Raw genomic sequence first — 15,745 nt, forward strand, 5'->3', positions numbered from 1 at the left:
TTACACTAACACATTATCAATCAGCCTTGTTTTACCGATATAAACTGCCATCGCCAGCATACAGCCGCCTTCCAGGGTCTTCACCGGCTGCATGGACAGAGCGTCCACCGCCTCAACATAATCAATCCTTGCCAGCGGTTCTGTCTGTATCTTATCCTTCATGGCCAAAACAACCTTTTTGGCATCCTTTTCGGTCTTGGCAAGCTCCGCGCCGAGCCGCACCGCCTGACTCAGAACCAGCGCGGCCTTTCTCTCCTCCGGTGAGAGATATGTATTTCTGGAACTCTTGGCGAGCCCGTCTTCTTCTCTTACAATCGGACAGCCCACAATACAGATATCCATATTCAGGTCTCTCACCATGCGCCTGATCACCGCCAGCTGCTGGCCGTCCTTCTGCCCGAAATAGGCTCTGTCCGGAGTGACTATATTGAAAAGTTTCGTGACAACCGTGCAGACTCCCCGGAAATGTACCGGCCTTGTTTTCCCACAGAGTCCTTCCGTCAAAACGCTCATATCAACGAAAGAGCAGAAGTCACCGTCATACATTTCCTCCGGTTCCGGATGAAAGATCAGATCTGTCCCTGCACTCTCACAGATCTTTGTATCATGTTCCAGGTCTCTCGGATAATCGGCCAGATCCTCCGCCGGACCGAACTGCATCGGATTTACAAAAATACTCACGACGACTCTGTCGTTTTCTTTCCGTGCACAGTCCATCAGACTTTTATGCCCTTCATGGAGATATCCCATAGTCGGCACGAATCCGATGCTCTGCCCCTGCATCTTCCACTCTTTTATCTGTTTCCTGACTTCCTCTACTGTACTGACAATTTTCATGATCCTCTCCTTAATACAACTTCTCTATAATATCATCATTGATGGCAAATGTGTGCTGTTCTTCCGGAAATGTCCCTTCTCCTACCGCCTTGACATATTCCTGCACCGCCTCTTTCATGACCGGGCCTGCGTTTCCGAACTGCTTTACAAACTTCGGTACAAAATCCCCGTACATATTCAGCATATCCTGGTAAACGAGGACCTGACCGTCACAGTCTGCTCCTGCGCCGATGCCGATGGTCGGAATGCGGAGTTTCTCAGAAATAAGCTTTGCAAGTTTTGCGGGAACACATTCCAATACGACCGCAAATGCTCCGGCTGCTTCTACTGCCAGGGCATCCTCCAAAAGCTTCTTCGCTGCTTCTTCACTTTTGCCCTGCACTTTAAATCCCCCAAAGGCATTGACAGACTGGGGCGTGAGACCGATATGGGCCACAACCGGGATGGAAGCTTTGACGATGGCCTCAATATGCGGACACACATCCTTTCCGCCTTCCAGTTTGACTGCTGTGGCCTCTGTCTCTTTCATGATCCTTCCGGCATTGACCACCGCATCGTATACAGACGTCTGGTAGGACATAAACGGCATATCCACTACAACAAGCGCATTCTTTGCTCCCTTCACAACTGCAGCGCCGTGGTGGATCATATCCTCCACAGTCACCGGAATCGTCGTGTCATAACCTAGCATAACCATCCCCAGGGAATCTCCCACGAGAATTGAATGAATGCCGGCTTCATCAAACAGTTTGGCTGTAGAATAGTCATAAGCCGTGAGCATGGAGATCTTTTCTCCGTTTTCTTTCATCTTCTGAAATGTACTTACTGTGTTCTTCAATGTTCTTCCTCCAATATTCTCTCCATATGTTCATAGTTCCTCATCGGATATTTGCTTTCTGCAATCCTAATCAGCTCCCTGCACAGAGGGAGGTAGATCTCCTTCTCTTCTCCGGAAAGAGCACGTAAATGCTTTTCCACAGTAGCTGCATCATTTCGCTCCACCGGTCCTGTCAGAGCTTCTTTCGGTCCCGAACGAAGAATATTTTCAAGATTCGTCCGAACAAGCGGAGCAAGTGCCGTAAGGCCGTCCTGCCCGCTGAACCCGCAGCTTTCAAGAATTCTTAAAGCCCGGTTCATCAGCGCCGCCATCTGGTTGGACGCCATGACAGCCGCCGCATGGTAGCGGACCTTATCCTCTGCCCCGATCTCCACGACCGGGTTGGGCAGAACACTTAAAAATGAGAGCATCTGATCTCTGTGTTCCCTGTCACCTTCAAGGGTAAACAAGGCTTTGGAAAGATCCTCATATGAAGTTTTTTTACTGTTAAATGGAAACATTGGATGGATAGAATAGCCGTAAGCCCCTGCTTCGGTTATTTCAGAGAAAATAGCGGAACTTAAGGAACCGCTGCAGTGACAGATAAACTTTCCCCGGACCGGGAAAGCTCTGATCTGCTCCCACACGCCTTTGATCTGGCCGTCAGGAGCCGTAATGAAAAGAACATCACACATTGATAATAATTTGTCAAATGAATCAAAACTTTGTGTGTGTGCTGCGTCTGCCGCCGCCTGGGCTGAAGCCATGCTGCGGCTGGCATACCCTGCCAGAGGGATGCCGTAATGTACGAAATACCTGCCAAGGGAACAGCCTGCTTTGCCTGCCCCGATAAACCCTGCTTTCATACGGAATAATCACCTGCTTTCCTGAGGTGATGTCCTTTATAAGATTCGTTCACTGGTATGATTTCTCTAAGGAATACCATCCAAGGGTACTATATCACCTCAATTTGGATTTAGCAAGAAAAATTGGCATGTTTGAATTGTTCTTTTTTATTTGCTATAATCTCCCCCGGAGGATACTTATGAATGATTTTATTTTCAGCTTAAATTCGACAGTCCCTATTTTTTTTATGATCTTTCTCGGATGGTTTCTGAAGGAAAAGGGATGGTTCAATGAAAACTTTGTAAACACAGCCAATAAATTTGTCTTTAACGCAGCTCTCCCGGCCCTTTTGTTCCGGGATATTTCCGGCGCCCCGTTGAAACAGGCCTTTGATCTTAAATACTTTCTGTTCTGCATGATCGTCACCACTCTGATGTTTTCCGGCATCTGGATCCTTGCAGAAATTTTCTTAAAAGATAAATCCATGACCGGAGCGTTTGTCCAGGCCTCTTTCCGGGGCAGTGCCGCCATCCTGGGAATCGCCTTCATTGAGAATATTTACGGACACTCCACTATGGGACCGCTGATGATCGTTGCCAGCGTGCCTTTGTATAATATTTTTTCTGTTATCGTCCTGACCGTCAGGGGACCGGGTTCCGGCACAAGCAGTATCAAATCTGCCCTGATCAATATCGCAAAAAACCCGATCATCCTGGGAATCCTTGCTGGACTTCCGTTTTCCTATCTGGCTGTGGATTTTCCTCCGGTCATCGATAAATGCCTAAATCAGCTTTCCGTTACGGCGACGCCGGTGGCGCTGCTCTGTGTCGGCGCAGGTTTTGAAGGCGCAAAGGCTCTGAAGAAAATCCGGCCTACGATGGCCGCCGCAATCATCAAACTTTTTATACTGCCGCTCATCTTTCTTCCCTTGGCCGTTTTTTTCGGTTTCCGGAACGAAGGACTGATCGCAATCCTGATCATGCTCGGCTCGCCGACTACCGTGAGCTGCTATGTAATGGCGAAGGCCATGGATAACGATCATGTGCTGACTTCCAGCATCGTGGTGGCCGCAACCGTACTTTCATCTGTCAGTCTCACATTTTGGGTTTATCTGTTGCGGATGTTTTCGTTTATCTGATATAATCATTGTAAAGAATAATAGAGTAAAATGAAGAAAGAGAGGACGTACCTATGAAAAATGTAAAAGAACGTTCTGCAAAAATTTACGATAAAAAGGCTGAAAATTATGAAAAGACCATCAGCGGCAGGATGGCGGCTTCTCTGGAGCAGGAGATGATCAAGAAGATCTGTGTCCGAGACAATGATAAAATTCTGGATGTGGGATGCGGGACCGGAGCACTGCTCGCCGGACTCACACGCTGGAGAGATGCTGAAGGGTACGGAGTCGACATCTCCGGAGAAATGATCCGCAGGGCCAGTGAAGATTATCCTGACCTGCATTTTCAGGTAGGCAGCAGTGATGATCTGGATTTTGAGGACAATACATTCCGCATCATAACTGTGTGCAGCGCATTCCATCACTTCCCCAATCAGGCGGAGTTCATCCAGAAAGCGGCCGATCTCCTGACTCCTGGCGGAAGGCTTTACATCGGTGTCGTTGCATTCCCTGAAGTGATCAGGATCACCGGCAACGTGGCGGACAAGCTTCTTCCTTCCTGCAAGGTGAAGCGGCCGTCCACCCATGAGATCCTTGGCATGTTCAAGGCAGCGGGGCTCACAAAGTTTCGTGTACATAAGCTGAAAAAACTGCTGATGATCTCTGCTAAGAAACCTTTGCCTGAGGATTAAAAAGTCCAAACATACTGTAAGACACGCTTTAGCGGCGTGTCTTTATTTTTTTCTACATGAGCATTGCCTGGAAGATCAGGATCATAGTAATGCCAAGTGAAATCAGCAGGACTGAACGGTAAAAGTCCTTCATTTCTTTTAGTTTGTCTTTTCTTATTTTTCTCTTCATTCGTAGGTTCTCCTTACATCTGCATTTAATCATTAGACGTTTTGGACAGCATAAAAGTTGTGTCTGTTCCACCATTTGTTTATAGTTCCCGGATGATGCACAATTTATGTCTTTTGCTTTGTTCAAAGAAAAATGAAAGAGGGAATTTCACAGAATTATCCTGTAAAATTCCCTCTTTATTGATATGTAATCGTCTGCAGTTACCGGAGGAGCAGCAGGAAGACCAAAATCATCAGAATCCCTGCTGTTATGAGCAGCAGAGACCTATAAAAATAATTGATCTCCCAGACCGTATGCCTCTTTGAAATCTTTTTCATCCATACCATCTCCTTCACTTTCTGCCCGTCTCAGCCGTGTTGGAAATAAATTGTATTGTTATAAATTTTTAAAACTTTTGTAACTTTATTATACCTTCTTTTGCAACAAATTTCAACGAATAAATTAGTTAATTTTTATGTCTGATTTTTAGTAAATATTACCTGATTACTCCAGCCATTTCAAAAACCAGGGCAGCTTCTCTTTCTTCTTTTCCAGCTTCTCCACTCCTTTTTTTCCTACCTGCTGCTCCAGTTTTTTTCTGGTCTTTTTGTCTTTTGCCGCTTCGCTTTCTTTCGTAATGCAAAGGTCCGGAAACATGACACACCACCAGTTATGTCCACTGGCATTTCCGAGATCGATTCTCAGCGCATCGTAGGTTCCCTCGGGAAACACATAGCTGCCATAGTCCTTTTCGGGAAACTTCTCTCTGGTCAGATAGACTTTGACCGGTAGATCCTTTCCCCTCTTTTGCAGCGTGGACTTTGCCACTTTGGCAATCTCCTTTTTCCGGCTGTTAAGAATTCTCTTTGCATCTTCTTTTGTGTTGGCCTGTTCCATATACGGTTTCAGATATGCCACTACCTGGTCCCTGACCAGGAGTTTTTCTGCCTGGTCTTTCCTGCTGTCACTGTTTGCCCGTATGTGGAACCGCACGACTCCCTGTTTTATTTTCTGATCCGCTCTGCCGTCTTTCTCTTTTGTCCATACCACAGAAAAGATTACCGCGGCGGCAAGGAAAAACATCCAGATGATTGATTTTTTCTTCATACTATGAACATGCCCGGATTTTCTGAATTTTAAACATGAAAACTTTTATCACATACCCGGTAGACAAGCAGGAAACCTCACGTTACGATGAAACCGGCTAAAAATTTCACAAACAATATTTCAATTACGGGGTTGACATTGCGGTGCCATGTATAGTATTTTAAAGTCATAAGTCATATGACTGACGGACAAGTGGAGTTTACCACAGGAAGTATGACAACGAATTTTTAGCCGACCGTCTGGGCACCCTGCCTGGACGTGCGGCTTTTTTTATTCCATTAGGAAAGTCTACGGCTTTCCACGAGCCGCTGATACTCGTATCCCAGGCAGCCAATCAACATTTTTACAGGAGGTTCCTATGATTGTTGGACACATCCATTCCATGGAATCCATGGGATTAGTCGACGGCCCGGGCATCCGCAGCGTAGTTTTTTTCCAGGGCTGTGCCCTTCGGTGTAAATTCTGCCATAACCCTGACACCTGGGAGTTTCAGGGCGGCGAAGAGATGACTCCGGAGGCGCTGGTGAAAAGGATTTCCCGCTTCAAGCCCTACTTTAAACAGAACGGCGGAGTGACCTTTTCGGGCGGAGAGCCCCTGATGCAGCCAGAGTTTTTGCTTAAGACTCTGAAACTCTGTAAACAGGAAGGCATCCATACGTGCATTGATACCGCAGGCTTTGGTCAGGGAGATTACGATGAAATTCTTTCATACACAGATCTGGTACTTTTAGATCTCAAGGAAATAACCGGGCCGGCTTACGAGTCTATGACAGGAAGGCCAATGGAGCGGTTCATCGAATTTCTAAAGGCATTGGAACGAAACGGCACGAAACTATGGATACGCCATGTCGTAGTTCCGGGACTTACAGACAGCAAAGAGCACATGCAGGAACTAAAAGAATACATAGACCGCATACCGAACGTAGAAAAGGTAGAGCTTCTCCCCTATCATCTGCTCGGCACCAACAAATATGAGGTAATGAATCTTTCTTACCCGCTCAAAGGAGTTCCGGCAATGGACAAGGAACGCACCAAACAACTTCAGAAAACCTATTTTGATCAATATGGAGGAAAACAATGTTAAAAGAATGGAACGGCTTTAAAGAAGGAAAATGGACAAAGGAAACCAACGTAAGAGACTTTATCCAGAAGAATTATACATTATATGAAGGAGATGACTCTTTCCTGGCAGGTGTTTCAGAAAAAACAGAAAAAGTGTGGAACAAATGCGAAGAACTGCTTTCTGAAGAGACAAAAAAAGGTGGTGTTTTGGATGTAGAGACCAATATTATTTCCGGCATCACTAACTTTGCACCCGGATATATCGACAAAGAAAATGAAATCATTGTAGGTCTTCAGACAGATGCTCCTTTAAAGCGCATCGTAAACTTATACGGCGGCAAGAGAATGGCCCATTCTTCTCTGGAACAGTACGGATACAAACTGAATCCGGAAATAGACCGTCACTTCAATGAATACCGCAAGACACACAACGAAGGTGTCTTTGATGCCTATCCGCAGCGCACAAGGCTTGCAAGGACAGCCGGTCTTCTGACAGGGCTTCCGGATGCCTATGGACGAGGACGTGTGATCGGTGACTACCGCCGTGCTGCCCTCTACGGCATCGATTATCTCGTGGAAGAAAAGAAACGCGATCTGGATGCCTTAGACGGACCGATGAGCGAAGAGCGCATCCGTGCAAGAGAGGAAGTCTCCGAGCAGATCCGTGCTTTAGGAGCAATCAAAGAAATGGCTGCTTCCTACGGAGTGGACATCTCTAAACCTGCATCCAATGCCAAAGAGGCGGTCCAGGCGGTCTATATGGCTTATCTTGCCGGTGTAAAAGAAAACAACGGTGCGGCTACATCCCTTGGACGTACTTCCACTTTCCTTGATATTTATATTCAGCGTGACCTGGAAAACGGCGTGCTGACAGAGAAAGATGCCCAGGAACTGATCGACCAGTTTATCATCAAGCTTCGCCTTGTAAGACATTTAAGGACACCGGAGTACGATGAATTATTCGGGGGAGATCCTACCTGGATCACAGAGTCCATCGGCGGTATCGGAATCAACAGCAAACCGCTTGTGACAAAGACCTCCTTCCGTTATCTCCATACACTGTATAATTTGGGAACAGCTCCGGAGCCGAACCTGACCGTCCTTTGGTCTGAAAAGCTTCCGGCCAACTTCAAGAAGTTCTGCTCCAAAGTTTCCATTGACACAGATTCGATCCAGTATGAAAATGACGATGTCATGAGACCGATCTACGGAGATGATTATGCCATTGCCTGCTGTGTGTCTGCCATGAAAGTCGGAAAGCAGACCCAGCTGTTCGGAGCCCGCTGCAACCTTGCCAAGTCCCTGCTGTATGCTATCAACGGCGGCATCGATGAGAAAAAGGGGATTGAAGTCATTCCGGGTATCGAGCCGATCACCGATGAAGTATTGGACTACGAAAAAGTTTGGGCTAACTACAAAAAAGTTCTCGCTTATGTAGCAGAATTATACGTTGATACCGTAAATATCATTCATTATATGCATGACAAATATGCCTACGAGGCGAGCCAGTTTGCACTGCACGATACCAATATGGAGCGTATCGCAGCATACGGCGTGGCAGGTCTTTCCATCGCGGCAGACTCGTTATCAGCAATCAAATATGCCACTGTAAAACCGGTGCGCAACGAAAACGGTGTGGCAGTAGATTTTGAGACTGAAGGAGATTTCCCGAAATACGGCAATGACGATGACCGGGCAGACGACCTGGCTGTCAACACTGTCACTTTATTCTCTGAGGAATTAAAGAAACATCCGATTTATAGAAATGCCATCCATACATTATCTGCACTCACCATCACATCCAATGTTATGTATGGAAAGAAAACTGGCTCCACGCCGGACGGAAGAAAATTAGGGGAGCCTCTTGCTCCTGGTGCAAACCCAATGCACGGACGGGACAACAGCGGCGCTTTAGCCTCTCTGAATTCCGTAGCCAAGATTCCTTACCGCGACGTGTGCCAGGACGGTGTTTCCAACACCTTCTCTATCGTGCCCGAAGCTTTAGGAAAAGATCAGGACCAGAGAGAAGAAAATCTTGCAAACATTCTGGACGGTTACTTTGTGCAGGGCGCTCATCATCTGAATGTCAACGTATTCAACCGTGAGACATTGATTGACGCAATGGAACATCCGGACAAGTATCCGACACTGACGATCCGTGTTTCCGGATATGCGGTAAACTTTAATAAGCTTTCCAGAGAACAGCAGGAAGAAGTTGTAAGAAGAACGTTCCACGAGGGAATGTAGGGCATTTTGCACACGATTTCTGTTCGGCTTTGAATTGCCTCACTACAAGCGTGTGCAAAATGAAATCTCAAAAACCACTCAGAAAATTTTATGAAACAAAAGGAGCAGCCAGCATGGGCTTATATAGATCAGACCAGCCGAGAAGGCGAGTAAACTCTGTACAATTCAGACCGATGAAACATTGTGCAGAGTACGGCGGATTTTATCCGCTTTAAGATTTCATCGGGAGACAGATCCAGAATCATCTGCGGCTGCATGAGCAGTCCTTATTTGGATACCTGTTTTCCCGAAGAATCCCATGCTAAAAGGCTGCGGACAATGTTTTGTCCGCGGCCTTTTGTTGTTCTATAACACACTGACAATACGGCAGAAGGCAGATACAGAAATGTATTTTGTCTTCTGTCTTTTTTATATGAAAGGATCAGATCATCATGAGTTTATTAGATATTAAAGATTTATCACATTCATTCGGTGATAAACAGCTTTTTAAAGAAACAGAATTCCAGCTCAATAAAGGAGAACATATAGGAATTGTCGGTCCAAATGGTGCAGGAAAAAGTACGTTTATCAAAATCTGCACCGGGCAGATTACTCCCGACAGCGGACAGATCTTCAGACATCCTGCAGCTTCTTTCGGATGCCTGGATCAATACGCACAGATGAAAGAAAATATAACGATCTCAGATTTCTTAAAATCTGCTTTTCAGTCTCTCTTTATAAAAGAGGAGCAAATGAATCTGCTGTATTCAAAAGCAGCGGCCGGAGATGAAAAAGCCCTCCCTGCCGCCGCACGGCTCCAGGAACAATTAGAGCTCCATGACTTTTATCAGATTGACACCAGGATTGAACAGGCAGCTGCCGGACTGGGACTCCTCACTATCGGTCTTGAATGCCCGGTAGAAAAAATCAGCGGAGGTCAGAGAGCCAGGGTCATCCTCGCTAAACTTTTGCTGGAACAGCCTTCTGTCCTGCTGCTGGATGAACCTACAAACTTTCTGGATAAGGAGCACGTCTCCTGGCTGGCAGACTACCTTTCAGGGCTTCCGAGCGCTTTTCTGGTTGTCTCCCACGACAATGAATTTTTAGAACAGAGTGTCAACCGCGTATGCGATATTCATAACGGCAGACTTACAAAATATTACGGCACCTACTCTGATTTTTTAAAAAAGAAAACGTTTCTTCAGGAAGAATATATCCGACGGTATTCTTTCCAGCAGAAAAAGATCAAAGAAACAGAAGAATTTATCAGAAAAAACATGGCCGGGCGAAAGTCAAAAATGGCCAGAGGACGCAAGAAACAGCTGAACAGGATGGAACACATGGAAAATCCAGACGTAACTGAGAACCGACCGTGTTTTAATTTTTCACAGCTTCCGGTGACAAATGCTGACCACCTGTCCGTGAGACTTTTGTCTGTGGGGTATCAATATCCGCTTCTCTCCGGCCTTCAATTTTCAGCAAAAGGAGGACAGAAAATTGTGATCACAGGTTTCAACGGAATCGGCAAATCCACCCTTTTGAAAACTCTGACGAATCAGATTCCTGCCTTAGACGGCAGTTTCTCATTTTCAGAACAGGTCACCATCGGATACTTTGAACAGGATCTGATATGGGATGATACAACCAGGACACCGCTACAGATCGTGTCTGACTGTTATCCCTCTCTCCCAATCAAAAAAGTACGGCAGCATCTTGCGCAGTGCGGAATTTCCAGCTGTCATGCCGGACAGGAGATAGGATCATTGAGCGGAGGTGAACAGTGCAAGGTAAAGTTATGCCTGCTGACACTAAAACCATGTAACTTTTTAATTATGGATGAACCCACAAATCACCTGGATGCAGCGGCTAAAGAAGCATTGAAAAATGCATTGAAAAATTTTACAGGAACCGTACTGGTTGTATCTCATGAAGAGAATTTTTACCGCGGCTGGGTGGACAGAATGATACAAATCCAAAAATAATTTTAACCTTGTATTGCTATCCATACATTTTAAAAATCGAGCAGAGATCATACAGGAACTGTCATGCTATGATCTCTGTTCCATATTCTCTCAGCACTTCTCTTATCTCTTCCTGAGGCTCCTTCTCACAGATTATCCCATCCACCTGTGTAAAATCTGTAAAGACATAATTTGCCTGGAAATCAAACTTTTTTGTCTCCATGACCAGATATCTTCTGCGGCTTTTACTGATGGCTTTTTGTTTCATAGCTCCGTCCTCCGGAACATAAGTCGTGACCACATTTCCTTTTACGTCCGCTCCAACGACTCCCATAAAGCAGAGGTCAAACCTGAAGTTCTCCATCATAGAGAGGGTCAGCGAACCCAGAAACCCAATTTGAGACCGATTGAACTCTCCTCCCAAAAGAATAAATCCGGTGTTTCCATCCGCTGCGAACAAATTTGCGATATCCAGCATACAGCTTACGACCGTCACGTTTCGTTTAGAACGGATGATTTCCCTCGCAACCTCCAGATTCGTTGTAGATGTATCCAAAAAAACCACATCCCCGTCACTGATCAGCTTTACCGCTTTTTTTGCAATTCTCTGCTTTTCTTTCAGGTTTTTTTCTTTCCTGGAAGAAACCGCGTTGCTGTGCCCGGGGTGCATGCCTTCCGTCAGAACGGCGCCTCCATAGGCACGCTTTAAAAGACCGCGTCCTTCCATACTGGCCAGATCTTTCCGGATACAGTCTTCTGTAACCTCAAACATCCGGCTCAGCTCTTTCACTCTTACTTTCTGGTTTTCTTGCAAAAGTTCAAGAATCTTTTGCTGTCTTTCCTCTACAAACATGATCTGTCACCACCTGATTTTTCTTTATATTTTAACAGAAAAGAGAGGGACCGTCTATTATACCTTTTTAGATTATTCACCCTTCTCATAAAGCAAGTTAAGATTACTTATGATTATTTTTAAAAAGTGTATTGAAAAATATGGAATTTATTTACTTATAAACAATATTATGTTAAACCAATTTCAGGGATCAGGTTTCAGATACTCGAGAGGACTGAAACCGGGGGAGGACCTGAGGGCCCTCCTTTTTCTTCAAACATTTCTTTTACAGGAGATATGTAAATTGACAAAACCTTTTCTAACATATAATTCTCAACTTTACAAACTTACCAACGAAAAAAAGTTAATAATTACTGACCGTGTGAAAGCTCTTCAAATACTAAAGGATATTGGTTATTTTTCTCTTATCGGAGGTTATAAAACTCCCTTTATTAACCCTATGATACGCATATATCAAAACAAAATAAATCTACATTAATCACTCTTCGCTTGTTCCATACTCCAATCCCTTTAAAAGTAAGAACTCATTGATCACAAAAAACTGAGCTGTCATATATACATCGGAATTAAACCTTCCCTTCAGCACCGGATGAGCATAAAACTGAAGGCTTATATCACTGAGCCTCGACAATTCATTATTCCCCACTTTTGTCACAGAGATGATTTTGACACCCTTTGCCTTCAGCCTGCCTGCAAGCTCATTGACAAAGGCATTTTCACCGGAAAGAGAAAACAGAAAAAATACGTCTCCCTCTTTTACGATTTCCAGCACCATCTTTATTTCTTCCCGGCCTTCGATCAGATTACAAAGATAGTCCAGAAAAAGCAGGTTCTTTTTTAACTCTCTCGCGGCATTTTTCTGGACCGCTCCTGTTCCGTATACATATATGCTTCCGGCCCTGGAGAGCATCTCTGAGACATCCGAACAGTCCCTGTCCTTCATCATATCCAGAGTCTTTATGTAATCCTGGTAGACCCGCTCGATCTCCCTTACATCGAAGGATTCCTCCTCCCGGCTGTCCCATTTCAGAAAAATCTTCAGTTCCCCGTACCCTTCCATCCCCAGCTTATGAGTAAACCTTGAGACGGTTGTGTGTGACACATGGCACTGTTTTGCCAGCTCCTGGATCGACATAGTCTGACACTCCTTCTTGTGCCGCAGAATAAAGTTCCAGATGCTCAAATCATTTTCATTCAGTTTATCATAATTTTCTTCAATCAGGGTTTCCAGCCTCATCCGCTATCTCCTCTTTTTTTGTCTTATACTCCATGTACTTTAAAAATAAAATCTCAATCAAAATGAAATATGATGTGAGAGAATCATACTCTATGTGACTGAACGGCTGGGAAAACACTGTCTCGGTAACATAGAGAGCATAATCGGCCATATGTGCCAGTGTGTTTTCCCGAAGCTTCGTGATGGACAGCACAGAGACGCCCCGGATCTTTAGATTTTTAGTGAAATTGTTGATAAATTCATTCTCTCCTGAAACAGATATGATGATAAACAAGTCATCCTCCGTGACAATGCTGAGAAGCCTTTCCGCTTCCTCATATCCGCTCAGATCATAGATCAGCCTCCCGCTCATCATGAAGGTCCGCTTTAACTCTTTTTTAATGGAAGACTGGATCATGCCGATCCCATACACGTAGATATTCTTTGCCTGATCAAACTTCCTAAAGATATCTGTACAGTCCTTTTCTTTCATGCTGCCGATCACCCGGCGGTATGACTCACAGACCATGTCCACATGCCCGATGTTTTCCTTTGCCTCCTGATTATCAAGCTTTAAAAAGACCTTTAGTTCACCATAACCTTTTAAGGACAGCTTCTGGGCAAACCGCAGAACGGTTGTCCTCGACACACTGCACTTAAATGCCAGCTGGTCTATGGCAAGCTTTTCACACTCTTTCCTGTGCGAAGATATGTAATTCCATATGTATAAATCATTCTCGTTAAGCTGTCCGTAATGCTTGTTCACCAGTTCATCTAATTTCATAAAGACATCTACCTCATAAATGTGTCCGCCGCCTTTTGGTTCCTGAATCTTACCCCAATTTTACTCTATTTTCCACATTTTGTCCATTGATGCAGAAAGGCAGATATCCTCATGATACCTGCCTTTCGATAATGGAGAAATTTCCTACTCGTATTCCACCAGAGGACTTGTTCCCGCTTCCACTGTCTGTCCTGTATAAAATTTAGTCAGCTTATGTCCGTTTGGTTCTATGAAAACCAGCATGGAGACATCCGGAATTTTTTCTTCCCTGAGCATCTGACGGTCCACCTTTACAAGGGGATCACCGGCTTTTACCTTCTGCCCCGGCTCCACATAAGTTTCAAAGCCCTTTCCATCAAGTTTTACCGTGTCCAGTCCGATATGAATGAGCACCTGAACACCGTCACCGTTCTCAAGTCCGATAGCATGCTTTGTATCCGTCACCGTAGTCACTGTACCGGTGCAGGGAGCTGAAAACACATCCTCCTCCGGCCAGACAGCGATTCCGTCACCCAGAACCCTTCCTGCAAACATTTCATCGTTTACCTCAGAAAGGTCAATACTCTTTCCGGTTACCATGGAATAAAATATTTTCTCTTTTTTACTTTTTCCCTTTAAAAATCCGAACATCCCATACCTCCCATTTGACTTATCTCAGTTCCGGCCAGAAGTCTTTGTTTGCTTCAATCAGATCATCCAAGATCAGTTTTGCAACTCTTGCACTCGGAACTGTCTTTGAAAGAGTAAGCGCCTGCCACAATTTCTGATAGCTTCCCTCGATCCACGCTTCCACTGTCAGTTTTTCTACACTCACCTGCTGTTCCATCAATCCTTTCTGGAACTGAGGAATCGCTCCCTGGCAGATCTTTTCATAACCGTTGCAGCCCACGATACACGGAATCTCAACCATGGCTGTGCGGTCAAAGTTTTCCACTGCCCCTTCATTCGGAACGATCAGAAGGAATCTTTCCTGTGTATTCTCAGCGATGGCACAGGCAAGGTCAACGATATAAGTTGCATGCGCATCCGCCTCAAACGCACATCCTTTGCTTGTGCCGTTTTCTACAATCCGCCTGCATTCTCCAAACACAAATTTCTCCCGTCCGTCCATGACTTCATTGGCCCTTGTATAATCCGGATCAGATGTCTCTACTACATAATCAGGGAAAAGATAATATTTTAAGTAGGTATTCGGGATCGTTTCCGGATCGACTGCGTAGACATCTCTTGCCTTTTGGAAAGTATGTACCCAGCTTTCATCCACATGCTGGTTTGTATCGGACAGTGCATCTGCAAAACCGTTTGCTTTCATATGCTCTTTAATCTGCGGCATCAAATCATTTCCGTTATTGTCATAAATTTTATGCCACCATCCGAAATGATTCAGCCCATAATATCCGACCTGCATTTCTTTTCTGGAAGACAGCCCGCACATATCTGCCATTTTCTCTTCCAGGTCAATCGGCATGTCGCAGATGTTCAGGATCTTTGAGTCGGGACGCAGCCTTCTGGTCGCCTCCGCAACGATGGCAGCCGGATTGGAGTAGTTCAGCATCCAGGCATTCGGAGAATACTGTTCCATGTAATCTAAAATTTCGATAACGCCGCCGATGGAACGCATTCCGTAGGCAATTCCTCCCGGTCCGCATGTTTCCTGTCCGAGCACTCCATATTTTAACGGAATCTTCTCATCTAATTCTCTCATCGCATATTTTCCTACACGGATATGTGCCAGGACAAAATCAATATCTGTAAACGCAGTTTCCGGATCTGTCGTATATCCGAATTCGATTTCCGGCGCGTGCTCTTTCAGATAAATCTCACATGCCTTTGCCACTACTTCCTGTCTCTCGGCGTCATTGTCGTAAAACATAATCTTTCTGATCGGGAAGCGGTCCATGTGCTCTAAGAGCATCAGCGCGATTCCCGGTGTAAATGTGCTGCCCCCGCCTGCCACTGTAACTGCATATTTTTTCTTTGCCATAATCAACATCCTCCTAGCTATTTGCTTTGTTGCTTTCTTCGCTGACCAAATAGTACACCCCAAAAGCATCCGGTGACAATAGATTTTCAGGGTTT

14 protein-coding genes and 1 riboswitch are annotated in these 15,745 nt (G+C 45.1%); of the genes, 5 read left to right on the top strand and 9 right to left on the bottom strand.

The genetic code is table 11. From position 1 onward, the window contains the following. The 3 genes from panC to QVP35_RS04365 are packed head-to-tail and all read right to left on the bottom strand — an operon-like array spanning window position 1 to window position 2,520. A complete protein-coding gene (gene panC, locus QVP35_RS04355) occupies window positions 1-837 on the bottom strand; it encodes a pantoate--beta-alanine ligase (RefSeq protein WP_009289996.1) in 837 nt (278 codons plus the stop codon). Between the two features lie 10 nt (window positions 838-847). Next, complete coding sequence (panB, locus tag QVP35_RS04360; RefSeq protein WP_009289997.1) at window positions 848-1,675, bottom strand: 3-methyl-2-oxobutanoate hydroxymethyltransferase; 828 nt, start codon at window positions 1,673-1,675, stop codon at window positions 848-850. Continuing rightward, window positions 1,672-2,520, bottom strand: coding sequence for a Rossmann-like and DUF2520 domain-containing protein (locus QVP35_RS04365; protein WP_009289998.1), 849 nt, complete (start codon window positions 2,518-2,520; stop codon window positions 1,672-1,674). Before QVP35_RS04365 ends, panB begins: the two co-directional genes overlap by 4 nt. A 179-nt stretch (window positions 2,521-2,699) precedes the next feature. Here QVP35_RS04365 and QVP35_RS04370 point away from each other — a divergent pair, with 179 nt between their 5' ends. Both QVP35_RS04370 and QVP35_RS04375 read left to right on the top strand, forming a co-directional pair. After that, complete coding sequence (locus QVP35_RS04370) at window positions 2,700-3,638, top strand: AEC family transporter (RefSeq protein WP_009289999.1); 939 nt, start codon at window positions 2,700-2,702, stop codon at window positions 3,636-3,638. A gap of 53 nt (window positions 3,639-3,691) precedes the next feature. Then, on the top strand, window positions 3,692-4,309 hold the full coding sequence (locus tag QVP35_RS04375; protein WP_009290000.1) for a class I SAM-dependent methyltransferase: 618 nt from the start codon (window positions 3,692-3,694) through the stop codon (window positions 4,307-4,309). A gap of 652 nt (window positions 4,310-4,961) precedes the next feature. On the opposite strand, the gene spoIIR is transcribed toward QVP35_RS04375, so the two are convergent. After that, window positions 4,962-5,564 carry a stage II sporulation protein R gene (gene spoIIR / locus QVP35_RS04380; RefSeq protein WP_009290001.1) on the bottom strand — a complete coding sequence of 201 codons (603 nt, stop codon included), beginning with the start codon at window positions 5,562-5,564 and terminating at the stop codon, window positions 4,962-4,964. Window positions 5,565-5,731: 167 nt separating this feature from the next. Continuing rightward, window positions 5,732-5,816: riboswitch (ZMP/ZTP riboswitch) on the top strand. 106 nt (window positions 5,817-5,922) lie between these two features. On the opposite strand from spoIIR, the gene pflA reads away from it, so the two are divergent. From pflA to abc-f, 3 genes are all read left to right on the top strand, one after another. Then, window positions 5,923-6,648, top strand: coding sequence for a pyruvate formate-lyase-activating protein (pflA, locus tag QVP35_RS04385; protein WP_006568413.1), 726 nt, complete (start codon window positions 5,923-5,925; stop codon window positions 6,646-6,648). Next, on the top strand, window positions 6,642-8,873 hold the full coding sequence (gene pflB, locus QVP35_RS04390; RefSeq protein WP_006568412.1) for a formate C-acetyltransferase: 2,232 nt from the start codon (window positions 6,642-6,644) through the stop codon (window positions 8,871-8,873). Before pflA ends, pflB begins: the two co-directional genes overlap by 7 nt. 431 nt (window positions 8,874-9,304) lie before the next feature. Next, window positions 9,305-10,834, top strand: coding sequence for a ribosomal protection-like ABC-F family protein (abc-f, locus tag QVP35_RS04395; protein WP_009290002.1), 1,530 nt, complete (start codon window positions 9,305-9,307; stop codon window positions 10,832-10,834). A 61-nt stretch (window positions 10,835-10,895) separates the two neighbouring features. On the opposite strand, the gene QVP35_RS04400 is transcribed toward abc-f, so the two are convergent. The 5 genes from QVP35_RS04400 to QVP35_RS04420 form a co-directional block, all read right to left on the bottom strand. Beyond that, entirely contained in the window at window positions 10,896-11,666 is a 771-nt protein-coding gene (locus QVP35_RS04400; protein WP_006568408.1) for a DeoR/GlpR family DNA-binding transcription regulator, read from the bottom strand. A gap of 478 nt (window positions 11,667-12,144) precedes the next feature. After that, window positions 12,145-12,903: a MurR/RpiR family transcriptional regulator gene (locus QVP35_RS04405; protein ID WP_006568406.1), complete on the bottom strand. Its 759-nt coding sequence runs from the start codon at window positions 12,901-12,903 to the stop codon at window positions 12,145-12,147. Continuing rightward, the gene (locus QVP35_RS04410; protein ID WP_006568405.1) at window positions 12,881-13,666 is read right to left on the bottom strand and encodes a MurR/RpiR family transcriptional regulator; all 786 of its coding nucleotides are present in this window, start codon (window positions 13,664-13,666) and stop codon (window positions 12,881-12,883) included. The genes QVP35_RS04405 and QVP35_RS04410 overlap by 23 nt, the downstream gene beginning before the upstream one ends. Window positions 13,667-13,810: 144 nt before the next feature. Then, the gene (locus tag QVP35_RS04415; protein WP_009290003.1) at window positions 13,811-14,296 is read right to left on the bottom strand and encodes a PTS sugar transporter subunit IIA; all 486 of its coding nucleotides are present in this window, start codon (window positions 14,294-14,296) and stop codon (window positions 13,811-13,813) included. A 19-nt stretch (window positions 14,297-14,315) separates the two neighbouring features. Beyond that, window positions 14,316-15,650 (bottom strand): 6-phospho-alpha-glucosidase, encoded by a 1,335-nt coding sequence (locus QVP35_RS04420; protein WP_009290004.1) that lies wholly within the window; start codon window positions 15,648-15,650, stop codon window positions 14,316-14,318. Window positions 15,651-15,745: the final 95 nt, after the last annotated feature.

It is taken from the genome of Anaerostipes sp. CAG:276 (genome assembly GCF_000432215.1).
GTDB lineage: Bacteria > Bacillota > Clostridia > Lachnospirales > Lachnospiraceae > Anaerostipes > Anaerostipes caccae.